This is a genomic window from Brevibacterium sp. LS14, from assembly GCF_012027885.1.
GTDB classification, from domain to species: domain Bacteria; phylum Actinomycetota; class Actinomycetes; order Actinomycetales; family Brevibacteriaceae; genus Brevibacterium; species Brevibacterium casei.
In genome coordinates, this window is the sequence record NZ_SJXG01000007.1 from 180,868 (window position 1) to 204,906 (window position 24,039).

General features: G+C 67.8%; 25 protein-coding genes. 20 read left to right on the forward strand and 5 right to left on the reverse strand.

The annotated features are described in order from the left end of the window. Both miaA and dapF read left to right on the forward strand, forming a co-directional pair. Entirely contained in the window at window positions 1-939 is a 939-nt protein-coding gene (gene miaA, locus EZE58_RS00860; RefSeq protein ID WP_095376496.1) for a tRNA (adenosine(37)-N6)-dimethylallyltransferase MiaA, read from the forward strand. After that, window positions 936-1,901: a diaminopimelate epimerase gene (dapF, locus tag EZE58_RS00865; RefSeq protein WP_063250558.1), complete on the forward strand. Its 966-nt coding sequence runs from the start codon at window positions 936-938 to the stop codon at window positions 1,899-1,901. Before miaA ends, dapF begins: the two co-directional genes overlap by 4 nt. A gap of 56 nt (window positions 1,902-1,957) precedes the next feature. Here the strand turns inward: dapF and EZE58_RS00870 are convergent, their stop codons facing one another. After that, complete coding sequence (locus EZE58_RS00870) at window positions 1,958-2,575, reverse strand: methyltransferase (protein ID WP_167559592.1); 618 nt, start codon at window positions 2,573-2,575, stop codon at window positions 1,958-1,960. Window positions 2,576-2,664: 89 nt separating this feature from the next. Between EZE58_RS00870 and hflX the strand changes: the two genes are divergently transcribed. The 3 genes from hflX to EZE58_RS00885 are packed head-to-tail and all read left to right on the forward strand — an operon-like array spanning window position 2,665 to window position 6,396. Next, on the forward strand, window positions 2,665-4,140 hold the full coding sequence (hflX, locus tag EZE58_RS00875; protein ID WP_063250556.1) for a GTPase HflX: 1,476 nt from the start codon (window positions 2,665-2,667) through the stop codon (window positions 4,138-4,140). Beyond that, window positions 4,137-6,122 carry an ATP-dependent DNA helicase gene (locus EZE58_RS00880; protein WP_063250555.1) on the forward strand — a complete coding sequence of 662 codons (1,986 nt, stop codon included), beginning with the start codon at window positions 4,137-4,139 and terminating at the stop codon, window positions 6,120-6,122. The genes hflX and EZE58_RS00880 overlap by 4 nt, the downstream gene beginning before the upstream one ends. Before the next feature lie 31 nt (window positions 6,123-6,153). After that, window positions 6,154-6,396, forward strand: coding sequence for a hypothetical protein (locus EZE58_RS00885; protein WP_101624768.1), 243 nt, complete (start codon window positions 6,154-6,156; stop codon window positions 6,394-6,396). Between the two features lie 385 nt (window positions 6,397-6,781). Here the strand turns inward: EZE58_RS00885 and lexA are convergent, their stop codons facing one another. Continuing rightward, window positions 6,782-7,537: a transcriptional repressor LexA gene (gene lexA, locus EZE58_RS00890; protein ID WP_009378532.1), complete on the reverse strand. Its 756-nt coding sequence runs from the start codon at window positions 7,535-7,537 to the stop codon at window positions 6,782-6,784. Between the two features lie 242 nt (window positions 7,538-7,779). Here lexA and EZE58_RS00895 point away from each other — a divergent pair, with 242 nt between their 5' ends. The 9 genes from EZE58_RS00895 to EZE58_RS00935 all read left to right on the forward strand — a co-directional run bounded on the left by EZE58_RS00895 (window position 7,780) and on the right by EZE58_RS00935 (window position 15,866). Beyond that, window positions 7,780-8,103, forward strand: coding sequence for a LysM peptidoglycan-binding domain-containing protein (locus EZE58_RS00895; RefSeq protein ID WP_063250553.1), 324 nt, complete (start codon window positions 7,780-7,782; stop codon window positions 8,101-8,103). Between the two features lie 9 nt (window positions 8,104-8,112). Beyond that, a complete protein-coding gene (locus EZE58_RS00900; RefSeq protein WP_063250552.1) occupies window positions 8,113-9,246 on the forward strand; it encodes a histidinol-phosphate transaminase in 1,134 nt (377 codons plus the stop codon). A gap of 107 nt (window positions 9,247-9,353) precedes the next feature. After that, window positions 9,354-9,950, forward strand: a complete 597-nt coding sequence (hisB, locus tag EZE58_RS00905; protein ID WP_063250551.1) for an imidazoleglycerol-phosphate dehydratase HisB — start codon at window positions 9,354-9,356, stop codon at window positions 9,948-9,950. Continuing rightward, complete coding sequence (locus tag EZE58_RS00910) at window positions 9,947-10,549, forward strand: hypothetical protein (RefSeq protein WP_063250550.1); 603 nt, start codon at window positions 9,947-9,949, stop codon at window positions 10,547-10,549. Before hisB ends, EZE58_RS00910 begins: the two co-directional genes overlap by 4 nt. After that, a complete protein-coding gene (hisH, locus tag EZE58_RS00915; RefSeq protein WP_063250549.1) occupies window positions 10,546-11,199 on the forward strand; it encodes an imidazole glycerol phosphate synthase subunit HisH in 654 nt (217 codons plus the stop codon). Before EZE58_RS00910 ends, hisH begins: the two co-directional genes overlap by 4 nt. Window positions 11,200-11,285: 86 nt before the next feature. After that, window positions 11,286-12,014 carry a bifunctional 1-(5-phosphoribosyl)-5-((5-phosphoribosylamino)methylideneamino)imidazole-4-carboxamide isomerase/phosphoribosylanthranilate isomerase PriA gene (gene priA, locus EZE58_RS00920; protein WP_063250548.1) on the forward strand — a complete coding sequence of 243 codons (729 nt, stop codon included), beginning with the start codon at window positions 11,286-11,288 and terminating at the stop codon, window positions 12,012-12,014. A 5-nt stretch (window positions 12,015-12,019) separates the two neighbouring features. After that, entirely contained in the window at window positions 12,020-12,766 is a 747-nt protein-coding gene (locus tag EZE58_RS00925; RefSeq protein WP_063250547.1) for an SseB family protein, read from the forward strand. Window positions 12,767-12,855: 89 nt separating this feature from the next. Continuing rightward, a complete protein-coding gene (locus EZE58_RS00930; protein ID WP_063250546.1) occupies window positions 12,856-14,202 on the forward strand; it encodes an amidohydrolase in 1,347 nt (448 codons plus the stop codon). Window positions 14,203-14,222: 20 nt separating this feature from the next. After that, a complete protein-coding gene (locus EZE58_RS00935; protein ID WP_095376502.1) occupies window positions 14,223-15,866 on the forward strand; it encodes an AbgT family transporter in 1,644 nt (547 codons plus the stop codon). 145 nt (window positions 15,867-16,011) lie between these two features. On the opposite strand, the gene EZE58_RS00940 is transcribed toward EZE58_RS00935, so the two are convergent. Beyond that, window positions 16,012-17,055 (reverse strand): hypothetical protein, encoded by a 1,044-nt coding sequence (locus EZE58_RS00940; RefSeq protein ID WP_095376503.1) that lies wholly within the window; start codon window positions 17,053-17,055, stop codon window positions 16,012-16,014. Between the two features lie 144 nt (window positions 17,056-17,199). Here EZE58_RS00940 and EZE58_RS00945 point away from each other — a divergent pair, with 144 nt between their 5' ends. After that, window positions 17,200-17,973, forward strand: a complete 774-nt coding sequence (locus tag EZE58_RS00945) for a TetR/AcrR family transcriptional regulator (RefSeq protein WP_119297140.1) — start codon at window positions 17,200-17,202, stop codon at window positions 17,971-17,973. A gap of 119 nt (window positions 17,974-18,092) precedes the next feature. On the opposite strand, the gene EZE58_RS00950 is transcribed toward EZE58_RS00945, so the two are convergent. Beyond that, entirely contained in the window at window positions 18,093-18,464 is a 372-nt protein-coding gene (locus EZE58_RS00950; RefSeq protein ID WP_009378551.1) for a DUF1844 domain-containing protein, read from the reverse strand. A gap of 245 nt (window positions 18,465-18,709) precedes the next feature. On the opposite strand from EZE58_RS00950, the gene infC reads away from it, so the two are divergent. The 5 genes from infC (at window position 18,710) to EZE58_RS00975 (ending at window position 22,206) form a co-directional block, all read left to right on the forward strand. Continuing rightward, a complete protein-coding gene (gene infC / locus EZE58_RS00955; RefSeq protein WP_223289969.1) occupies window positions 18,710-19,417 on the forward strand; it encodes a translation initiation factor IF-3 in 708 nt (235 codons plus the stop codon). Between the two features lie 97 nt (window positions 19,418-19,514). Further along, window positions 19,515-19,721 (forward strand): 50S ribosomal protein L35, encoded by a 207-nt coding sequence (rpmI, locus tag EZE58_RS00960; RefSeq protein WP_063250542.1) that lies wholly within the window; start codon window positions 19,515-19,517, stop codon window positions 19,719-19,721. A 125-nt stretch (window positions 19,722-19,846) separates the two neighbouring features. Next, window positions 19,847-20,236, forward strand: coding sequence for a 50S ribosomal protein L20 (gene rplT / locus EZE58_RS00965; RefSeq protein WP_009378556.1), 390 nt, complete (start codon window positions 19,847-19,849; stop codon window positions 20,234-20,236). Window positions 20,237-20,438: 202 nt separating this feature from the next. Next, window positions 20,439-21,260 (forward strand): RNA methyltransferase, encoded by an 822-nt coding sequence (locus tag EZE58_RS00970; RefSeq protein ID WP_095376504.1) that lies wholly within the window; start codon window positions 20,439-20,441, stop codon window positions 21,258-21,260. A gap of 286 nt (window positions 21,261-21,546) precedes the next feature. Beyond that, window positions 21,547-22,206, forward strand: a complete 660-nt coding sequence (locus tag EZE58_RS00975; RefSeq protein WP_095376505.1) for a pentapeptide repeat-containing protein — start codon at window positions 21,547-21,549, stop codon at window positions 22,204-22,206. A gap of 69 nt (window positions 22,207-22,275) precedes the next feature. On the opposite strand, the gene EZE58_RS00980 is transcribed toward EZE58_RS00975, so the two are convergent. Continuing rightward, complete coding sequence (locus EZE58_RS00980) at window positions 22,276-23,925, reverse strand: acetolactate synthase large subunit (RefSeq protein WP_095376506.1); 1,650 nt, start codon at window positions 23,923-23,925, stop codon at window positions 22,276-22,278. Window positions 23,926-24,039: the final 114 nt, after the last annotated feature.

Here is a 24,039-nt window from a genome sequence, read left to right on the forward strand (position 1 = left end):
ATGGGCGAGCACGCCGAGACCCACGAGCACCCACCCGTCATCACGGTCGTCGGAGCGACGGCGACGGGGAAGTCCGATCTCGCCCTCGACCTCGCAGAGCGCCTCGGCGGGGAGATCGTCAACACGGATGCGATGCAGTTCTACCGCGGGATGGACATCGGCACGGCGAAGCTGCCGCCGGACGAACGCCGCGGCGTCCCGCACCACCTCATCGACATCCTTGACGTCACCGATGAGGCGAACGTCCAGACCTTCCAAGAGCAGGCGAGGGCCGCGATCGCCGACATCCGCGCCCGCGGGCACCGGCCGATCCTCGTCGGCGGGTCGGGACTCTACGCCCGTGCCGCAACCGACCACCTCGACTTCCCCGGCACCGATCCGGAGGTGCGCGCCCGACTCGAGACCGAGGTCGACGCCGACCGGTGGGCCGCCCACGCGAAACTCACCGACCTCGACCCCACGGCCGCGGAGAAGATCACCGTCAACGACGTCCGCCGCATCGTCCGGGCGCTCGAAGTCATCGAGCTCACGGGGCAGCCCTTCACCGCGTCGCTGCCTGAGTACACGGCGATCGAACCGACGATCCACATCGGCCTCGCCCTCGACCGCAGCACCCTGCACGAGCGCATCGCCGCCCGCGTCGGGTTGATGTGGGACGCCGGGTGGGTCGACGAGGTCCGCACTCTCCTCGACCAGGGGCTCGCCCGCGGGAAGACCGCGTCGCGGGCGATCGGCTACGCGCAGATCCAGGACTACCTCGCAGGCGCCATCGACGCCGAGTCCGCCCGCGAATCGACGATCGTGCGCACCCGCCAGTTCGCCCGCCGCCAGGACACATGGTTCCGCCGCGATCCGCGCGTGACCTGGATCGACTCCGGAGTCGCCGAGGCGGGGGCGAAGCTCGACCGGGCCCTGGACATCGTTAGACTGGAGTCATGAATACCCCGTTCGCCGCACTCGCCGGCACCCGGTTCCACAAGGGCCACGGCACCGAGAACGACTTCGTCCTCCTCGAGGATGACGGCGGCGACCTCACCCTCCATCCCGAGACCGTCGCGCTGCTCGCCGACCGGCGCACGGGCCTCGGCGGCGACGGCGTCATCCGCATCGTGCGCTCAGCCGACAGCGGCATCCCCGGCGCCGACGAGCAGGCCGCTGCCGGCGCCGAATGGTTCATGGACTACTACAACCACGACGGCAGCCTCTCCGAGATGTGCGGCAACGGGGTGCGCGTCTTCGCCCATGCCCTGCTCGAGACCAGCCGGGTCCCCGCCGACAGCGAGGAGATCAAAGTCGGCACCCGGGACGGCATCAAGACCGTGCGCATCACCCTCAACCCGGCCCTCGGCGAGACCGAGCCGTCGACGGCGTCGACCCCCGGAGGCCCCGAGGACGCGTGGTACACCGTCGACATGGGCCGTTGGTCGATCGATGAGACCGCCGAGACCCTCGTCACCACCGACGGCATCGACGTCCCCCGACCTGGGCTCTCCGTCGAGACGGGGAATCCGCACACCGTCGTCGCCCTCGCCGAGGCGGCCGAACTTTCCGCAGCCGACCTCCGTGACGCTCCCGTCCTCGACCCCGTGCCCCCGCAAGGGTCGAACGTCGAGTTCATCGTCATGGAACCGGCCCGCAGCGACCTCGCCGGAGGCGAAGGCGCTCTGCGCATGCGGGTGTCCGAACGCGGAGTCGGCGAGACCCGATCCTGCGGCACCGGGGCGTGCGCGGCGGCCATCGCCGCCCACCATTGGGCGGGACCGACCTCACCGTTGCAGTGGCGTGTCGACGTCCCCGGGGGACGCCTGCGCATCGGCATCACCCCTGATGAGGGCGGTGACCAGGGAACCGTCACCCTCGCGGGTCCGGCCGTGCTCGTGGCCACGGGCACGATCGACTGAGCGACCGCCTCGGCGGGGGATGACCTGCTGGAACAGACCGCCTCGGCGGGGGAAGCTCAGGCGTCCCTGTGGATCGTGAGGACCCGGAAGCCCTTTGACGAGGCGGTGCGCTCGGCGGTGAAACCCTCGCCGAGCATCTCGCGGATCCATGTCAGCAGCGAATCGGCGCCGAGGTTCTTCGACACGACGAGGTCGGCGCGCCCGCCCGGGGCCAGGCGCGGCAGCCACGTCTCGAGGAGCTCGTGGAGGACGTCCTTGCCGACGCGGATCGGCGGATTCGAGCGGATCGCGGAGAACTGGACGTCCGCGGGAACCTCGTCGGCGGTGACGGTCCGGACCGAATCGAGGCCGAGCCTGGCCGCATTCGCCGCGGTCGACTCGAGGGAGCGGGAGTTGACGTCGAGGGCCCACACCCGCAGATCCACCTCGGCGTCGGAGGCCTGGAGCGCGGAATGGAGGGCGATGGGACCCCAACCGCACCCGAGATCGAGGAGGTCGCCGGGTGCGGGATCGGGAAGATGCTTGAGCAGCACCGCCGTGCCGGGGTCGAGACGGGTGGGGGAGAAGGTCCCGCTCATCGTCTCCAGGGCCACGGTGCGACCGGCGAGATCGAGGGTGATCTCGCGGCGTTTGGCCTGGCTCGAGGGGCTCTCGGTGAAATAGTGCTCCGACACCGTCTCAGTCTAAACGGCTGTGGGAGAATAGATGGACGCACATGTGCGTTGTACTTCGTGTACAGCAGTTGCCACGAACAAAGGAATGAATGACGTCCACTGACAAAGAGCGTCGGGAAGCGATGCTCGATCGTGTCCTCGCCAGAGGTGCCCAGGCGCTGAGCCCGAAGGAAGCCGCCGCTGACGAGGAATCGCAGTTCGACCTCGCCGAGCGTGCCGCCCTGCGCCGCGTCGCGGGCCTCTCGACGGAACTCGAAGATGTCACCGAGGTCGAATACCGTCAGATCCGGCTCGAGCGCGTCGTCCTCGCCGGACTGTGGAACACGACCCTCGACGAAGCCGAGAACTCGATCCGCGAACTCGCTGCCCTCGCCGAGACCGCAGGCTCCGAAGTCCTCGACGCGATCGTCCAGCGCCGCGACAAGCCGGACCCGGGAACGTATCTCGGCCGCGGCAAGGCCGCCGAGCTCAAGGAGATCGTCGAAGCCGTCGGCGCCGACACCGTGATCATCGACTCCGAACTCGCGCCCAGCCAGCGGCGCGGACTCGAGGATGTCATCAAGGTCAAGGTCGTCGACCGCGTCGCGCTCATCCTCGACATCTTCGCCCAGCACGCGAAGTCCCGTGAGGGCAAGGCGCAGGTCGAACTCGCCCAGCTCGAATACCTTCTCCCACGTCTGCGCGGTTGGGGTGAGTCGCTGTCCCGGCAGGCCGGTGGCCGTGTCGCCGGCGGTGCCGGCATCGGCTCACGTGGTCCCGGTGAGACGAAGATCGAACTCGACCGGCGCCGCATCCGCACTCGGATGGCGAAGCTGCGCCGCCAGATCGCCGGCATGGCTCCCGCCCGGGACACGAAGCGGAAGAACCGCGCACGCAACCATGTGCCCTCCGTGGCGATCGTCGGCTATACGAACGCCGGCAAATCGTCCCTGCTCAACCGGCTCACCGACGCCGAGGTGATGGTCCAGAACGCCCTGTTCGCGACTCTCGACCCGACGGTGCGACAGTCCCGGACCTCCGACGGCATCACGTTCACCTACACCGACACCGTCGGATTCGTCCGCAACCTGCCCCACCAGCTCGTCGAGGCGTTCCGGTCGACGCTCGAAGAGGCCTCGGACTCCGATCTCCTCCTCCACGTCGTCGACGCCTCCCACCCGGACCCGCAGGGGCAGATCCGCGCGGTCCGCGAGGTCCTCGGGGACGTCGACACCGGTGACATCCCGGAACTCCTCGTCTTCAACAAGGTCGACCTCGCTGACGAGACCGTGGTCACGGCGCTGCGTGCCGAATACCCGGGCGCCCGGTTCGTCTCCGCAACGACGGGGGAGGGCATCGCCGACCTCGTCGAGACGATCGAGGAGAAGCTGCCGTCGCCGAACATCGAAGTCTCCGTGCTCATCCCCTACGAGCGCGGCGACCTCGTCTCGAAGATCTATGCGCTGGGCACCGTCGATCACGAAGAACACGGTGAGGGCGGCACGGGCATGCACGCGAAGGTCCCGGCCGAGCTCGCCGCCGAACTCGAGGAGTTCCGCCGGCCTGACATGGTCATCGGCGAGTGAGCTCGGTCGCCGACCTGCTCTCTGCGGCCGTCGGCGCCATCGGCGGGTCGACCCGTGAGGGTCAGACCGAGATGGCGCAGGCGGTCGCCTCGTCGCTCGACAAGGGCATCCACCTCCTCGTCCAGGCCGGCACCGGAACCGGCAAATCGCTCGCCTACCTCGTGCCGGCCGCGGAGTACGCGAGCCGCACCGGTGGGAAGGTCATCGTCTCCACGGCGACGCTCGCCCTGCAGACGCAGATCATCCACCGTGACCTCCCGCGCCTGTTCAAATCCGTGAAGAAGTCCCTCGACCCGCTGCCGAAGGCGGCCCTGCTCAAGGGGCGGCGGAACTATGTGTGCAAGCACAAACTCGCCGGCGGTTACCCCGACGAGGACGAGGGAATGCTCTTCGACCTCGGCGCCGATGCCGCCGCCGGACGGAAGCCCGCCGACCGGTCGGGCCTCGGCGAGGAGATCCAACGCATCCGCACGTGGGAGAAGACCACGGAGACCGGAGACCGGGACGACCTCATCCCCGGCGTCAGCGACAAAGCGTGGGCGCAGGTCTCCGTCAACGCCTTCGACTGCCTCGGCTCGAACTGTCCGCTCTTCACCGAATGCTTCGCTGAACAGGCCCGCAACGCCGCCGCCGAGGCGGACATCGTCGTCACCAACCATGCCCTGCTCGCGATCGACGCGTTCGGGGAGAACGCCGTCCTGCCCGAACACGACGTCATCATCATCGACGAGGCACACGAGCTCAAGGACCGGGTGACCAATGCCCTGTCCGGCCAGATCAACACGGGCATGCTCTCGGCGGCCACCTCGGCGGTGCGCAAGCACACCACGGTCGAGGACGGCGTGACCGCGATGCTCGACACCGCCTCGGCGGCCTTCGAACGCGCCACCGCCGGGGTGAGCGAAGGGCTCATGCTCTCTTTGCCCGAACCCCTCGCCCTCGCGCTCACGCAGATCCGCGACTCCGCCCGGCAGATCATCAACGACATCGGCGGACGCAGCGAGGACGCGGACGCCGGCCGGCAGATGGCGAAGGCCCGGTGCCAGGAGATCTTCGAACTCGCCGAACGCTTCTGCGACCCCGGCAAGAACGACGTCGTGTGGCTGAGCCGCAGCACCTTCCGCGAGCGGGAGACGACGAACCTCGTCGTCGCGCCCCTGAGCGTGGCCGGGACGATGCGGCACGGGATCTTCGAAGAGTCAACCGTCGTCGCCACCTCGGCGACCTTGTCGCTCGGCGGGAACTTCGACGCCGTCGCCGCCTCGCTCGGTCTCGTCGGCCCCGACTCGCCGAGGTGGGACGGCCTCGACGCCGGATCGCCGTTCGACTACGGCCGGCAGGGCATCATCTACGTCGCCTCCCACCTGCCCAAACCCGGTCGCAGCGGGCTGAGCGAGGAAGCGCTGGCCGAACTCGAAGCCCTCGTCACAGCCTCGAAGGGCGGGGCGCTCGGACTCTTCTCGTCCCGCGCGGCTGCGAATGCCGCGGCCGAGCACCTGCGGGACCGGCTCGATCTGCCGATCCTCCTCCAGGGCGACGACGGTCTGCCGTCGCTCGTCTCCCGGTTCGCCGCCGACGACGAGGCGTGCCTGTTCGGGACGATGTCCCTCTGGCAGGGCGTCGACGTGCCGGGCCGGACGAACCGGCTCGTCATCATCGACCGGATCCCCTTCCCGCGCCCGGACGACCCTCTCATGCAGGCGCGGGCCCGGGACGCCGACCGGCGCGGGGTCAACGGGTTCATGGCGGTGAGCGCGACGCATGCCGCGCTGCGTCTGGCGCAGGGTGCCGGTCGGCTCATCCGGTCGACCGGGGACAAGGGCGTCGTCGCGGTCCTCGACTCGCGTCTGCGCTCGGCCCGCTATGCCGGCTACCTCGTCAGTTCGATGCCGCAGATGTGGCCGACGACGGATCCGGCGGTCGTGCGCACAGCACTCGGGCGCCTGGCCGCGACGAAGGACGAGGACGCCGCGAAGAAGTGACGGCGCGGGGCCGGGTGGTAAAGTTCGCGCCATGGCTCGCAAGCGGAAGAAGAAGCCCTATCGGAAATACTGGCTGCCGTGCTTCCTCTCGGGTGTCGTCCTTCTCGCCGGAGGGGGAATCGGCTTGCTCATGGGTGCCACATATCTCAACGTCTGGCCGATCGTGCTCTTCGTTCTGGGCGGTCTCGCCATGGTGTTCACCCTGGTCGCATTGTTCCATGACGGGGAGTGGACGGAGGGCTATTCGACTGCCGACTCCATGACGGGCATATAGGGGCGGTTCGTGTCAGCCCCGAGGCGGCCATTCATCCCCGCAGTGGCACAACCTCCCCTCGGCGGTAAAACCTCCCCTTAGCGGCAAAACCTCCGCACAGTTTCACACCCCGCACCCGTAGCGCTAAATCCGCTGCTTGCACGGGGATGATTTGTCGCTCGAGGTGCCGGTCGGCAGAGCGCGAGGCCTGCGGCGACACGCACGCCAGCCGTCACCCGCCTGCCGGAGCATGCCGACTCGCCCCAGACACCCTTGCCCCGACCGCCGAGGCGCCCCAGACACGCCGAATGCCCACGACCACCAACGGTCGTGGGCATTCGCGTTTCCGGTCAGCCGCCTCGGCGAGGGGCGAGCCCACCCGCAGAGGCCCGCGAGGAACCCAACCTCAGAGCCGGCGGATGACGGCGACGACGAGGCCCATGATCTGGGCGTACGTACCGTCGATGGGGTCGTAGTCCTTGTTCTGCGGCAGCAGCCACTGGCGCCCGGCCTTGCGCTTGAGGGTCTTCACCGTCGCTTCGCCGTCGAGGAGGGCGGCGACGATCTGCCCGTTGTCAGCGGTGTGCTGCTTGCGCACGACGACCCAGTCGTCGTGGCAGATCGCGGCTTCGATCATCGAATCGCCGACGACCTTGAGGAGGAACATCTCACCGGAGCCGACGACCTGCGTGGGCAGGGAGAAGACGTCGTCGACCTCCTGCTCGGCGAGGATCGGACCACCGGCGGCGATGCGGCCGACGACGGGGACCTGGACAGTGTTGTTCGCGAGCTCCTCGTACTTCGCGCGCTCGGCCTCCTCCTCCTCGAAGGGATTGACGACCTCGATCGCCCGCGGGCGCTTGGGGTCGCGGCGGACGTAGCCGAGCCGCTCGAGCTGGGAGAGCTGATGGGCCACACTCGAGAGCGAGGCGAGACCCGCCGCCTCGCCGATCTCGCGCATGCTCGGCGGATAGCCGTTGGTGACGACGGCGCGCTCGATCGTCTCGAGGACGAGCCGCTGTCGGGGGGAGAGACGGAAGTCCCCGGCCCCGGTCGGACCGTCAGGGATCTCGACCTCGTCCTCTTCGCTGCGGGCCGCGGCGATCTCGCTGGCAACATCCTCGTTGCGCGGCCTGCCTCTGCCTCGTTTGCTCTGCACCATTGCTCTTTCCCCTTCGTTCTAATCCCGCCGTTTCCCACCGGTTGAACCGCCTCGAGAGACCTCGTGTCAGTGCCGCCTGGGATGGTTGTTCGAGATCGATCAACAACGCTGGTTCTCCCTCATTGTCTCATAAATGTTCGAGATGGACTGGACATTTGTTCGAATGATGTGTTGAATAGAACAGACGTTCTACCCATTGCGGGTGGAATAGTACGAAGAAAGAGGTAAATGCGATGTCTGTGATGAATCAGGAACTGCATCTGACCAACCGCGGCCGCCGTGCCGTGCGTCTGCTCCGCACCGCCGTGTGCGCCCTCGCGATCGTCGGCGGCACGCTCTTCTTCTCGACCCAGACGTTCACCGCCGAGGCGGTCGGCGGTGACGAGGTCATCGGCGTCGCCGCGGACTCCGTCGTCGTCGGCGAGGGCGAGTCGCTGTGGACGGTGGCCTCGAACCTCGGCCTCGACCGCGACACCCGTGACGTCGTCGCCGACATCGTCGAGCTCAACCACCTGTCCTCGCCCGTCGTCCACCCCGGCCAGAGCCTCGACGTTCCCCAGCGCTAAAATCGCTGTGTGGGAAACATCGAGTCTCTGCCAGTCCGCTCCGACCTCGTCGGGCGTGAGCCCTACGGCGCCCCGCACCTCGACGTGCCGGTCCAGCTCAACGTCAACGAGAACGCCTATCCGATTCCGGACGTCGTCGTCGAGGCGATGCGCACGGCCGTCGACACTCATCTGGCCGGACTCAACCGCTACCCGGACCGTGAGTTCACGGCACTGCGCGAGCACCTCGTCGACTATCTGACTGGTGTCAACGAGCGCGCGGGCACGGCCGTCGAGCTGCATCCTGAGATGATCTGGGCCGCCAACGGCTCGAATGAGGTCCTCTCCCACATCGTCCAGGCCTTCGGCGGTCCCGGACGCACCGCACTCGGCTTCACCCCGAGCTATTCGATGCACCCGCTCATCACGACGGGCACCGGTGCCGAATGGATCCATGCCGAGCGCGACGACGACTACGGACTCACCGCCGAGGCGGTCGCCGCCGAAGTCTCCCGCGTCGACCCGGACATCGTCTTCCTCTGCACCCCGAACAACCCGACGGGCACCTCGCTCGGCCTCGACGTCATCGAAGCCGCGTACGAGAACTGCTCGGGCATCGTCATCGTCGACGAGGCGTACGCCGAGTTCTCCCGCCCGGCGCTGCCTTCGGCGATGACCCTGTTGGCAGGCCGCCCTCGTCTCGTCGTCTCCCGGACGATGAGCAAGGCGTTCGCATGCGCGGGTCTGCGGCTCGGTTACGCGATCGCCGCCCCCGAACTCATCGACACCCTCCGCCTCGTCCGCCTGCCCTACCACCTCTCCGACGTCACCCAGGTGCTCGCGTGCACAGCGCTCGAGCACGCCGATCTCCTCCTCGGCAACGTCGACCGGCTCATCGACTCCCGGAACGCGATCTCGGCCCGTCTGGCCGAACTCGGCTTCACCGTCCATCCGAGTGATTCGAACTTCGTCCTCTTCGGAGGCATCGCGAAACCGGCCGAACTGTGGCAGAAGCTGCTCGACCGGGGGATCCTCATCCGCGACATCGGCATCCCGCACCATGCCCGAGTCAATGCCGGGACAGAAGCTGAGACGACCGCGTTCCTCGCCGCGATGAACGATATCGTCGCTGACGATCCCTCCACCCTGCTCAGCGCCCACTGAGTCGCCGCAGGTCGCCCCGGTTCTCAGCCGGGCGGTGACCCTGGGACAATGGGAAGCGCAGCATCCGCGCCGCACATGACGGCGCGGCACACGACGAAAGGCTCACTATGAGGCAGGCCCAGCGCGAGCGGTCGACATCGGAATCGACCGTGTCCGTCGCCCTCGATCTCGACGGAACCGGCAAGGCGGACATCGCGACGACCGTGCCGTTCTTCGACCACATGCTCACGGCGCTCGCGAAGCACTCGCTCATCGACCTCGACGTCACTGCCAAGGGCGACACCCACATTGACGTCCACCACACCGTCGAGGACACCGCGATCGTCATCGGCCAGACCCTCGCCGAGGCGCTCGGGGACAAAGCCGGCATCCGCCGCTACGGTTCCGCGTTCGTTCCGCTCGACGAATCGCTGGCCCGATGCGTCGTCGACATCTCGGGCCGCCCCTACTTCGTCCACGAGGGAGAACCCGAAGGGCAGCAGTACCACCTCATCGGCGGACACTTCACCGGGTCGATGACCTCGCACGCCCTCGAATCGATCGCGCTGCACGCGGGGCTGACCGTCCACCTCGACCTCATCCGCGGCCGCGACCCCCACCACATCGTCGAAGCCCAGTTCAAAGCGTTCGCCCGGGCCCTGCGCGAAGCCGTCGAACCCGATGGCCGCACCACCGCGGTCCCGAGCACCAAGGGAGTCCTATGAGCACCACCGTCGTCGTCACCCCGTTCGGGGTTCCCGACCAGCTCGCCGCCGCCTGCGTGCTCTCGAACATCACCGGCACGATCGTGCCCGTCGGCGACTTCACCGGCATCGTCCTCGCCGACACCGGAGTCGCAGCCGGCAACGAGGCGGCCGCGGCGATCTCGAAGCTCGCCGGCAAGCATGAGGTCCTCCTCCTCGTCCGCAGCGACGAGCAGATCGACGCCGGCCATTACCGCAACGGTGCCCGCGAATCCGATGTGCCGGCCGGGCTCGCCCTGCGCAACCTTCCCGACGTCGTCGAACAGCTCCTGCTCGAGACGACGACGGCCGACCAGGTCGAAGGCAACATCCCCACCTCGTCGATGTCGAAGCTCCAGGCGAGTGCCGCGACGATGACACCGGGCCGGGCGGCGCTGGCACGGACAGCGCTGCTGTGGATCATCGTCGCCGTCCTCGCCGGCATCGTCCTCGCCTTCGGCGTGAGCTTCGGGCTCAGCGGCAACGGTGTGGCGTGGGGCGTCGCCGTTCTCGGTGTCGTCGTCCTCGGATTCGCCCTCTGGCGGATCTCCCGAGTCCTGTCCGGAGGCCGGTCACGATGACGACGATCGCCGTTCTCGACTACGGAGCAGGCAACGTCCGCTCTGCCGTCCGCGCAGCTGAGGCCGCCGGCGCCGAGGTGAGACTGACTGCCGACCACGCTGACATCGAGGCCGCAGACGGGCTCCTCGTTCCCGGCGTCGGCGCGTTCTCCGCCGTCATGGCCGGGCTCGAAGGGGTCGATGCGCTCGACCTCATCAGAGCCCGCCACGAGGAGGGACGGCCGCTGCTCGGCATCTGCGTCGGCCTCCAGGTGTTCTTCTCGCAGGGTCGTGAACACGGTGTCGAGACGGCGGGCATCGGTCTGTGGCCCGGCGAGGTCACCGCGCTCGATGCTCCCGTCGTCCCGCATATGGGATGGTCGGACATCACTGCAGCCGAAGGGTCGCGGATGTTCTCTGGCATCGAGGACGAGAAGTTCTACTTCGTCCACTCGTACGCGGCGACCGATCACCCCGCGGGAACGCTTGTGACGACCGCCCGCCACGGTTCGGAGTTCATCGCCGCCGTCGAGGACGGGACCACGTGGGCAGCGCAGTTCCACCCGGAGAAGTCCGCTCAGGCGGGTGCCGCCCTGCTGCGCAACTGGATCGCCTCGTTCCCCGACGATGACCGCGTCTCTGACGGAGGCCGCTCACCTGACAGCCGCTAGCAGCCGTCAGGCCCCAGCGCCCCTCGAGCCGATCCCCGCACCCGTCGACCCCGTCGCAGCGCATGCGCGACAGAAGAAAGGCCACCATGACTGACAAGCTCGTCCTCCTTCCCGCCGTCGACGTCGCCGACGGCAAGGCCGTCCGCCTCGTCCAGGGCGAAGCCGGCACCGAGACCGACTACGGATCGCCCATCGACGCCGCCCACGACTTCGAGGAGCGCGGAGCCGAGTGGATCCACCTCGTCGACCTCGACGCCGCGTTCGGACGCGGATCGAACTCCGACCTCCTCAACCAGGTCGTCAAGGCCGTCGACATCAAGGTCGAGATCTCCGGGGGGATCCGCGACACCGAAAGCCTCGAACGGGCACTCGACACCGGGGCCGAGCGCGTCAACATCGGCACCGCCGCGCTCGAGAACCCGGAGTGGACGGCGGAGATGATCGCCCGCTTCGGCGACCAGATCGCCGTCGGCCTCGACGTCCGCGGCCAGACGCTCTCGGCCAGGGGTTGGACGAAGGACGGGGGAGACCTCTTCGAGGTCCTCGCCGGTCTCGAAGCCGCGAACTGCGCCCGCTACGTCGTCACCGACGTCCGCAAGGACGGCACCCTCCAGGGACCCAACCTCGAGCTCCTCGAATCCCTGACGACGCGCACCGACAAGCCCATCACCGCCTCTGGTGGGGTCTCGAGCCTCGACGACCTCCGCAGTCTCCGCGCTCTCGTGCCCGCAGGGGTCGACTCCGCGATCGTCGGCAAGGCGCTCTACGCGGGCAAGTTCACCCTCGAAGAGGCGCTCGACGTCGCGGGACGCTGAACCCGATGCCCACCGATTCCGCCGGCCAGCCCTGGGAGGGCCGGAACCTCGCGCCCAACCCGTTCTCCGGTGACACCGGAGAGGCCGATGCGCCCCTCCTGGCCGCGCTCGAAACGGCCGCGGAGTCACCGCTCGACCCGGCTGCCCACCAGGGCGTCGTCGCCGCCCTGGCCGGCGTCCGCCTCTATGCCCCGATCGTCCCGATCGCCGTCGACCACGGCGTCGGGGAGAACGGCCTCATGGTCGACAACTCCTCGGACATGGCGATGGTCCGCCTCCAGGCCGAGGACGGACGCGAATGCACACCCGGATTCTCCGCGATCCCACCGCTGACGGCGTGGCATCCCGAGGCGAGGCCGGTGCCCATCGAGTCCGAACGCCTGGCGCTCGGGGCTATCGAGGCCGACTCCCAGCTCGTCGTCCTCGACCCCGGCACCGACCGGTCGTTCCTCCTCCGCCGCCCCGCCCTCTTCGCCTTTGCCCAGGGTCGACCGTGGACTCCCGCGTGGGCCGATCCCACCGTCGCCGAGGCGGCCGTGGCCCTGGCCGGACGGTTCCCCTGGCTCGCCCGGATCAGCCTCAGCCCCGGCAGCGCGCGCGTCCATGTCGAGGGACCGGAACTCGGCATCCGCCTCGGCGTCACGGGCCAGGTCCCCGCCGAGGAGGTCGAACGGTTCCAGCAGGCGCTGGCCGCCGATCCGATCGTCGTCGAACGCGCGGACTCGCTCGCCCTTCAGCTCACCGCGGTCTGAGTCCACCCCTCTGAGGCCGCCCCGGGAGACCATCCTCTGTGACGGGTCATGGGTGTGTCTGTGACCGGCGTCTCCTATGCTTGTGAGCCATGAGCGCACCCAGAGACCTCGGCCGTGCCACGGTCCCCGATGAGAGCTACCTCGACCACATCGCCGCGGAGACCCGGGCGCGAGCGGACAACGCCGCCGAGTGGACCTCGGAGTTCACCGGCGCCCCGACCACCAGCACAGATGCCATCGCCACCGCCCTCACCGGTGCTGGCGACGAGATCACCGGGCTCCTCCACCGCATCCACGAGCTCGCCGAGACCGCCTACGAGGAGGTCGAGTCCGTCGCAGCGATCGCCGCGGTGCTCGAATCCCGGGGCATCGCCGTCGAGACCGGGCTCTACGGCGTCGAGACGACGCTCCAGGCGACGACCGGCAACGGGAACGGCCGGACGATCGCGATCCTCGCCGAGTACGACGCCCTGCCGGAGATCGGCCACGCGTGCGGGCACAACCTCATCGCCGCAGCCGGAGTCGGGGCCTTCCTCGCCCTCGACGAGCTCTACCGGCAGAACCCCGAGGCGGTGCCGGGCACGGTCGTCCTCCTCGGCACCCCCGCCGAGGAGGGGCACTCGGGCAAGGAGGTCATGGCCCGGGCCGGTGCCTTCGACAGCATCGACGCGGCGATCATGGTCCACGGGTACGGTTACGACTGCGCCGACCAGGTGTGGTTGGGCAGGCGCCTGCTCGAGGTCACCTACTCCGGGGCCGCCGCGCACGCCTCGGCGCAGCCCTTCATGGGACGCAACGCGCTCGACGCCGCGACCCTCTTCTACCAGGGACTCGGGCTCATGCGCCAGCAGATGCCGCCGATCTCCCGCCTCCACGCCGTCATCGCCGACGGCGGCACCCGGCCGTCGATCATCACGGAGACGGCGACCGTCCAGTGCTATGTGCGCTCGAAGTACCCGGAGACGCTCAAGGAGCTTTCGCAGCGGGTCGAGGATGCGGCGAAGGGGGCGGCGCTCATGACCGGCACCGGCGTCGAGATCACCTGGGACGAACACCCGCCGTCGCTGCCGGTGCGGACGAACTCCGCGCTGACGAAGCGGTGGGCGCTCCACGAGATCGCGCAGGGGAGGACCCCGCTGCCCGGGGGCGTCCTCGACGAGTCGATCGCCGCCTCGACGGACTTCGGCAACGTCTCCTACCGGATCCCGGGCATCCACCCGCTCATCAGGACCGCGGACTCCGAGACCGCCCTGCACACCAGGGAATTCGCGGCCGCGGCGATCACCCCCGAAGCTGAGGCCGCGGCCCACGACGCCGCCTACGGGCTCGCGTGCACGGCGCTGGACTACCTCGTCGACGATGACCTCGCCGCCGAGGTCGACACCGAGTTCGCCCGCGCCGGCGGCGCCATCGACGTCGAGAACTACTTCGCCTAGCCACGAGAGAAAGCAGAGCCATGTCAGCGCAGACACCAGCCAAGGTCGGCTTCGGCCAGCGCCTCCTCGACGGGATCGAACGCATCGGCAACAAACTGCCCGAACCGTTCACCCTCTTCCTCGGACTCTTCCTCATCACCGGCGCGATCTCGACGGCGATGGCGATCGCAGGAGTCTCCGTCGCCATTCCCGGCAGCGACGAGATCGTCACCATCAAGGGTCTCTTCACCGGTGAGGGCATGGCCTGGCTGACGACGACGATGGGGGAGAACTACATCGGGTTCCCACCACTGGCCACGGTCCTGCCGATCCTGCTCGCCGTCGGGGTCGCCGAGAAGTCGGGTATGCTCGCCGCGGCCGTGCGGGTCGCGTTCGGATCGAGCCCGCGCTGGCTGCTGCCCTACGCTGTCGGGTTCGTCGGCGTCGTCGGGTCGATCATGGCCGACTCGGCGTTCATCATCATCCCGCCGCTCGCCGCCCTCGTCTTCAAGGCCGCCGGCCGGCACCCGATGGCCGGTCTCATCGGAGGGTTCGCAGCCACCGGTGCCGGTTACTCGACATCGATCGTGCCGACCAGCCTCGACGCGCTCTTCGCCGGCATCACCACCTCGGTGATGGAGACCCTGCCGGGCATCGAGTACCAGGCGGTCAACCCGGTCTCGAACTACTACTTCAACATCGTCGCCTCGATCATGCTCGCGATCATCGCCGGGTTCATCATCGACAAGCTCATCGAACCGAACATGGTCCGCAAGGGCGTGCCGCGTGACTACGTCGACGCGACGACGCAGGGCCTGGACAAGAAGTACCAGGCCACGGACGTCGACTACAGCGAGAACTCCGTGAGCGCCGAGGAGATCGAAGCCGCACAGAAGGAAGTCTCCCCGACGCTCGAACCCGCCGAGAAACGCGGCCTGCTCTGGGCGCTGCTCTCCGCGCTCGCCCTGACTGCGGTCATCCTCGTCTCCGTGCTCATCCCGGACTCGCCGTGGCGCAACGAGGAGGGCGGATTCCTCCCGAAGTCGCCGCTGCTGTCCTCGATCGTCTTCATCGTCTTCGCATACTTCATGCTCATGGGCGTCGTCTACGGCATCGTCGTCGGCACGATCCGGTCGATGAACGACGTCGTGCGGATGATGGCCCAGTCGATCATCGACATGATGTCCTTCCTCATCCTCGCGTTCATCCTCGGCCAGTTCATCGCCCTGTTCAACTGGACGGGAATCGGGTCGTGGATCGCCGTCGCCGGTGCCTCCGGACTCGAGGCGATCGGACTGACCGGGTTCGCCGCGATCATCGGCTTCATGCTGCTCGCGAGCGTGCTCAACCTCTTCATCGTCTCCGGCTCATCGATGTGGACGCTCATGGCCGCGGTCTTCGTCCCGCTCTTCGCACTCCTCGGCTACGAACCGGCGTTCATCCAGGCCGCGTTCCGCGTCGGCGACTCCGCGACGCAGGTGATCACCCCGCTCAACCCGTACATGATCGTCCTCCTCGGTCTCGTCCGCCGCTACGAGCCGAACGCGGGCCTCGGCACCGTGATCTCCCGGATGTTCCCGTTCGTCATCCCGTTCTGGCTCGCGTGGGCGGCGCTGCTCGCGCTCTGGTACTTCCTCGACCTGCCGCTCGGTCCCGGCAACGGGATCTTCCTCAACCAGAGCTGAGGACGATCAGGTTCCCTCGCCGAGGTGGGGGGACGGTTCCGTGTGTGCGCCCGCCGAGGTGGGGACGCGGTTCCGTGGGTACATCCGCCGAGGTGGTGGCCCATAACCGGGGCATGCCCGCCGAGGTGGGGCTGCGGTTCCGCGATCACCGGAGCATCGCGTCGATGCCGGCTCGCCAGTCGGCATCAGCGTCTCCTGAATCGATGAGGCACGGGCGGCGCCAGATCGGGGCGAGCTCGGCGAGTTCGAACATCGACCGGTCGAACCAGCCGGCTGCCCGAACGACGGCGTGGGGGAGAGCGATCGGCTTCCGGTAGGTCGAGCCGAGCACGTCATGGGCGTAGGCGGTGACCTCGGCGAGCGTCGGATTCGCGCTCGGGGCGATGACGAGCCGGTGGCTCCCCGCATGGCGCTGTTCGGCCGCGCTGAGATCGGTTGCTGCGTCGATCATCGTCGCCGCCATGTCGTCGATGACCGTGATCCCGTGGGGCACATCGGTGCGTGCCGGAACGACTGCCCAGCGGCCTGCGGTGATGCGACCGGTGATGCAGAGGCGGACCACCGAGCTCGTCGGTGAGGCCGTTGCGCCGATGAGGTCCCCGGCGAGCACACTCACCACCTGCGCGGGATGGGCAGAGCGAGCCACGAGCAGTTGCTGACGAATCCGCCCCTTCTCCTCGACGGGCGCGAACTCCGCATCTGCCGTGATCGGCGTGGTCAGACCGGCGAAGGCATAGACGGACTCGGGGAAGACGACAGCGATGCCGAGCTGGGCGGCAGCGTCGAGGATCGAGGCTTCGAGTCCTGGCAGGATTCTCGCCCAGACTCGCGAGTCATAGGCGGTGTGGACACACGCGAATATCGCCTCCGCGCCGACCTCCTCCGCGGCCTGGCGGACAGCTTCGGCTGATGACGCGTCACCTTGAGACCACGTGATCCGACCGCGGGCGGTCGCCACGGGGTCGGTGCCGGGCACCGTCTCGGAGCCAGCGGCTGGACGGGCGTGCTCGGTGCCATGCTGAGGCGCAAGTGAGTCGAGGCCAGCGCGGTGAGCGATCGCTGTGTCGGTGACTGTCAGTCCGTCGGGTCGCGACCGAGTCATGACACGGACGTCGATGCCGACGGCGGTGAGGTCGTGGGCGATCTGAGTGCCGATCTGACCGAAGCCGAGGACGAGTGCTGAGCGCATGAGTAAACCCCTTCGAGAATGATCAGAGGCAAAGTGTGAGCACTGCTCTCTGTGTTGACGCTTCGAGCGTAGCGCGGCCAGACTGCCGAAACAAGAGCAGTGCTCACTTTTACCTCGCATGCTCTCTCGATCTACCATGAGGGCATGAGCGACGAGGCGACGAAGACACCGCGACAGCGGGCGCGCGAGGAGACGGAGACGCGGATCGTCGAGATCGGCAACCGGATGCTCGACGAATCCGGTGTCGAGGCCCTGTCGCTGCGAGCGGTCGCTCGTGAGCTCGGGATCGTCTCGAGTGCGGTCTACCGGTATGTCAAGACCCGCGACGAACTGCTCACCATCCTCATCGCCGACGCGTTCACATCGCTGGCCGATGCCGTCGATGCGGCGCTCGAGCAGGACCGTTCAGTCGCATCGCTGGGGCTGGCGATGCTCGCATGGTCTCGTGAGCACCCGCAGCGCTGGGCGCTCATCTACGGCACCCCGATCGCCGCCTACTCTGCTCCCCACGAGGTCACCGTCGAACCCGGCACCCGCGTCATGGCCGCACTCATCCGCCTCGTCGCCGATCTGCGGGCGAGGGCGCTGGCTTTCGAAGATCGCGCGGCACGGGAAGCGGCCGACGGTGATGGCCGCAGGTCACCATGGGACGGGGTCGTTCCGCCGACGGCAGGCGATGGTGCGACCGCGCAGCCGGCGCCGCCTGAGGCGCAGGCGAATCAGAGCCTCGCCCGTCTTGCCGAGGAGATCCGCACGCTCGGCATCGACGTCCACCCGGAGGCCACCTCGGCGGCGATCACCGTCTGGGTCGCGATCATCGGTCTCATCAGCTCACTGCGCTTCGGGCAGTTCGGGCCCGGATTCGACGATGTCGAGGACGCGCTCATGACCTCGGTCGTCCGCCAGCTCGGGTGGTGAGGGTATCGTCGCCCCACCTCGGCGAGGGAATTCTCACCATGAATGCCGAACGGCCCCTGCCGAACTGGCAGGGGCCGCACTCACGCTGAGGACGTCAGTCCTCGAACGACGCTGAGCGATCAGCGGACGGGGCCGGTGAACTTCTCTCCGGGGCCCTGACCGGGCTCGTCGGGGATCGTCGAGGCCTCGCGGAAGGCGAGCTGCAGGCTGCGCAGGCCGTCGCGCAGGGGGCGGGCATGGTGGTCGCCGATGACGGTGGCGGCACCGGTGACGAGGCCGGCAAGGGCGGTGATGAGTTTGCGCGCCTCGTCGAGGTCGATGAGGTCGGCGGCCGACTGCTCGGGTGTGTCCTCGGCGAGGCCGAGGTTGACGGCGGCGGCGGACATGAGATGGACGGCCGTGGAGGTGATGATCTCGACGGCGGGCACCTCGGCGATGTCGCGCGTGACGTCGGCGACCGCCTCGGCGGTGTTGGGGTCTTCAGAGGTCATGGGACTAGCTTCCCACAACTGCGGAGCCGGGACCGCGGGAAGGGGGCGCGATGTGCGAAGAGTCATGAACCGTAGTACACTGGGTACGGTGCGAAGCGGAGTCTGACTCCCACCTGGATCGCGACGAGCGATCGGGTCCGAAGATCTACTGTACGTCTGACCTCGGCGGAAGCTGGGATCGATGGCAGAGGATCGAGGTGTATTCACGGAAGATCTCACGGTCTCGATGACCGCAGTGATCGTGTGTGCAGGCTCCCTTGGCATTCGTGTCGATGGGAGCCTTTTTCATTGCCACGACACCATTTGAGCTAAAAAGGAGTGAACACATCAGCGAGACGCGCATCAATGACCGGATTCGGGTTCCCGAGGTCCGGTTGGTCGGACCCAATGGTGAACAGGTCGGTATCGTTGCCATTCGCAAGGCACTCGATCTCGCCCGAGAGGCAGATCTCGACCTCGTCGAGGTTGCCCCGCAGGCGAAACCCCCCGTGGCCAAGCTCATGGACTACGGGAAGTACAAGTACGAATCTGCCCAGAAGGCCAGGGAAGCCCGGAAGAACCAGGCGAACACTGCGCTCAAGGAGATCCGCTTCCGTCTCAAGATCGACGAACACGATTACGAGACGAAGAAGGGCCACGTGACGCGGTTCCTGTCCGGCGGTGACAAGGTCAAGGTCATGATCATGTTCCGCGGACGCGAACAGTCGCGCCCCGAGATGGGCATCAAACTGCTCAACCGTCTGGCCGAAGATGTGTCGGACCTCGGCACCGTCGAGTCCGCACCCAGGGTCGACGGACGCAACATGGTGATGGTCATCGCTCCTCACAAGTCCAAATCCGACGCCAAGGCGGAGGCTCGCAAGGCATCGTCCGATGCCAAGGGCCGCGGCGCCGAGGTGAAGTCCCGACGTGATCGAGTCGCTGCGGAGAAGAACGCAGCGCCCGAGGCGTGAGAAACAGGTAACGAATCGCCGGATCCGAGTGGTCCGGCGGGTGAAGTAGTTGTGGGCGCTCCGGTGCTCGCAACGAAATGCAAAGGAGAACGGCACGATGCCGAAGCAGAAGACGAACAGCGGCGCCAAGAAGCGCATGCGCGTGACTGGCAGTGGCAAGATCATGCGTGAAGGCGTGAACAACCAGCACAAGTTCGAGGGCAAGTCCTCGAGCCGCAAGCGTCGAGTTGGTACGGACCAGGTCCTCACCGGCGGCGATCGCGCCAAGGCCCGCAAGCTTCTGGGCAAGCTCAAGGGCAAGTGACCCGCAGGGGCCGCGCGACCGACCAGGTCGCAGCGACCCGCCGGTTCACGGCTCCCACGAGCCGATCCCCACAGCTTGAACCAGACTCCGGCTCAGCCGGACGAAACGAATCAAAGGAGTAACACGTGGCACGTGTGAAGAGGGCAGTCAACGCCCACAAGAAGCGCCGGGTCATCCTCGACCGGGCAAGCGGCTACCGCGGACAGCGCTCGCGCCTGTACCGCAAGGCCAAGGAACAGGTCATCCACTCGCTGGTCTACAGCTACCGTGACCGCCGCGCTCGCAAGGGTGACTTCCGTCGCCTCTGGATCCAGCGCATCAACGCCGGCGCCCGCGCCAACGGCATGACGTACAACCGCTTCATCCAGGGCCTCAAGGCCGCTGGCATCGAGGTCGACCGTCGCATGCTCGCCGAGCTCGCCGTCAACGACGCAGCGACCTTCGCCCACCTCGTCAAGGTGGCCAAGGACGCCCTCCCGACCGACGTCAACGCCGCGAAGACCCCGGCCGCCTGACGTCTGCCTCGGACTGACGCTTTGAAAGCGCCCCGTCGCTTTCACCACGGCCCCGACCGCGATCGTTCATTCGATCCGTCGGGGCCGTTGGTCTGTCCGCGCGGTCCTGTCGCCGCCTCCCTGACCGTCTGCCTCACTTCCTCTACCCCCGTCAGTGTCACCGTCTCTCCGACCGTCCGCCTCACCGACCCGAAAGCGAGCCATGAAGCTTCCCGACGTCATCTCCTCCCCGCAGTCGAAGCGGATCAAGAACGCTGCGAAGCTGCTCAACCGCCGAGGTCGTCGTGCTGCCGGCAGGTTCCTCGCCGAAGGTCCCCAGGCCGTCCGTGAGGCGCTGGCTTCCCCTGACGCCGTCGATGAGCTCTTCCTCACCGAGGCGGCCGCCGAGTCCCATCCCGAATTCGTCGCAGCCGCCCAGGACAGCAGGGTCTTCCTCTCGATCGTCACCGAGGAGGTGCTCACCGAGCTCGCCTCGACCGTGAACTCCCAGGGAGTCGTCGCCGTGTGCCGGACCCTCGATGTCGACCTCACCTCGGTCGTGACGAAGGACGCCCAGCTCATCGTCGTCCTCTCCCAGGTCCGTGACCCGGGCAATGCCGGGACGATCATCCGCCTCGCGGATGCAGCCGGTGCCGATGCCGTAGTGCTCACCTCGTCATCGGTCGACGTCTACAACGACAAGACCGTCCGCTCGACCGCCGGCTCCCTCTTCCACATCCCTGTCGTCATCGGAGTCGGCCTGCCCGAGGTGACCGAACTCGCCCGGGCCCGGGGCCTCCAGGTCCTCGCCGCCGACGGCAACGGCGCCGCCCACGACCTCCACCACCCGTGGGAGTCGGGTCTCGACCTCTCCGCCCGCACCGCGTGGGTCTTCGGCAACGAGGCCTGGGGCATGCGGCCCGAGGACCTCGAGGTCACTGACGCGTCCGTTGCCGTACCGATCTACGGTCAGGCGGAGAGCCTCAACCTCGCCACCGCCGCCGGTATCTGCATCTTCGAATCCGCGCGCAACCAGCGGATGTAGCAGGGGAGGGGCGGCGCGATGGGCTGGTCGCGGTGCTCGATCCACGCGGCGACGGTCCTCCGGGACTGCGTGCGCGCAGTCGACCCGCTAGCCCTCGTTCCACGCGGCGACGGTCCTCCGACGCTCGATCCACGCGCAGCACGAATTCCGCGTCGCGAGCGACGCGGAATTCGAGCCCGGCGTTGATCGAGGAGTGGCAGTGATCGGCGGAGCGTCGATTCTTCACCGAACCGTTGATCGAGAGGCGCTCACACGCCGCGTCATCGCTCGGCGATAGTGTGCAGACATGACGACCGCCGCACCGAAGCTGCCGACCATTGACCATGCGAACCTCGCGGAGGGCCTCCTCGGCGACATCGGTCCCGACGAGTTCCTCGAAGGGCGCGACTTCACCGACCTCGACCTCGCCGAGGTGGATGCGAAGGGCACGACGTTCCTTGACTCGGCCTTCACCAGGGTGACCTTTGGCGACGCCGAGGCGCACGCCGACTTCACCGGGGCGCGGCTCTCCGGGGTCCGCCTCGTCGACTCCCGCGCGGACACCCTGACGATGCCGCGAGCGAACCTGCTCAACACCGAGATCAGCGGGGGCCGGATCGGAGCCGGGGTCTTCGTCGACAGCGTGTGGGAGAAGGTCGTCGTCGAGAACTGCCGGATCTCCTACCTCAACCTGCGGTCGGCGAAGCTCACCGACGTCGAGTTCCGCGGGTGCGCGATCGACGAACTCGACCTCGGCATGGGCACCGCGAAGCTCGTCGCCTTCCCGGACACGACGATCGCCGACCTCCAGCTCGACGGATCGAGCCTCGGCGGCGTTGACCTGCGCGGACTCGCCCCGCGCAGGCTTTCGGGCATCCACTCGCTGCGTGGCACGACGATCGACGAGCAGCAGCTCATGGTCTTCGCCGACCTCTTCGCCCGCGAACTCGGCGTCACCGTCGAGTAGGAGGGCTGGGCGATAACGGTGGGCCGCCTCGGCGGGGGTCGGTCTGATTCCGGGCAACGCCCGAACGACTTACCGGTCCCGCAGCTCCTCGATGAGGACGCGGACGTTCTCCGTGTAGTCGATCGGGGCGACGATGAGCTGGACTCCACCCTCGGTGAACGCCGACTCGAGGGCATCGTGGAAGTCGGCGATGTCCTCGACCCGACGCCCCTTGGCACCGTAGGACTCGGCGTAGGTGACGAAGTCAGGGTTGCCGAACGTCATCCCGTAGTCCGTCAGCCCGTCGACGGCCTGCTTCCACCGGATCATCCCGTACGCGTTGTCCTCGAGGATGAGGATGACGAGGTCGAGGCCGAGCCGCACCGCGGTCTCCATCTCCTGGCTGTTCATCATGAACCCGCCGTCACCGCAGATCGCCATGACTCGGCACTCGGGGTGGGTGAGCTTCGCCCCGATCGCCGAGGGCAGGCCCGCCCCCATCGTCGCCAGCGCATTGTCGAGGAGGACGGTGTTTGCCCTGGTGGTGCGGTAGTTGCGGGCGAACCAGATCTTGTACATGCCGTTGTCGAGGGCGAGGATCCCGTCGACCGGCATGACGCGGCGCACCTCGTGGACGATCCGCTGCGGACTGAACCGGTCGTCGTTCGACCCCTGTTCGATCTTCGTGAGGATCTCCTCGCGCATCGGCAGCAGCGCGCCTGCGTTGGGGACCTGCCCTTCGAGCATGTCGCCGAGGCGCATGAGCGTGGGTCCGAGATCGCCGACCGCCTCGTACTGGGGGAAGTAGACCTGCTCGACGACTGCGGCACGGAATCCGAGGTGAACGACGGTGGGGCCGTGCTCGTCCATCGTGAACGGCGGCTTCTCCGTCGTGTCGTGGCCGATCGTGACGATGACGTCGGCCTGCTCGATCGCGTCGTGGACGTAGTCACGGTCGGTCAGCGCCGCAGTGCCCATGTAGAGGCCGGTCGAGCCGGAGACCGTGCCCTTGCCCATCTGCGTCGTGAAGTAGGGGATGCCGACGCGGGGGACGAACTCGGCGAGCGGCCAGCTGCAGTCGGCTCGCGAGGCATCGGCCCCGAGCATGAGCAGGGGGCGCTTCGCATTGCGGATGACCTCGGCCGCGGCAATGAGCGCCTCGTTCGACGGGGTAGGCCGTTGGATCGGGTGCGGGGGAATGAGATCGTAGTGCTCGACGGGGGTGCCGGCGACATCCTCGGGGAGTTCGAGATGAACGGGACCGGGGCGTTCGTCGACGGCGACGCGGAACGCCTCTCTCACCATCGTGGGGATCATCCTCGGCGAGATGATCTGGTGGGTCGACTTCGTCAGCGGTCCCATCGCGGCGACGGTGTTGACGATCTGGAAGCGGGCCTGCTCGGCGGTGAGGATGCCCTTCTGTCCGGTGATCATCACCATCGGCATCCCGCCGAGCTGTGCGTACGCGGCACCGGTGGCAAGGTTGAGCGCGCCGGGGCCCAGAGTCGTCAGGCACACACCGGGCTTGCCGGTGAGACGACCGTAGGTGGCCGCCATGAAAGCGGCGGCCTGTTCGTGGCGGGTGATGACGAGTTCGATGTTCGAGCGTCTGAGCGAATCGAGGAAGTCGAGGTTCTCCTCGCCGGGGATCCCGAAGATTCGTTCGACACCCTCGTTCTCGAGGGCACGGACCATGACATCGGACGCCTTGACTGGGACATCGCTCTCATTCGTCGTCATGTTCCGACAGTAGCGCGTGAAACCGTCAAGGGCACTGACTTCTCGATCACAGGGACTGAGCGGACGAACGCTCCGTACGGTCACCTCGGCGAGGTGGACCCGGAACTCCGCCAT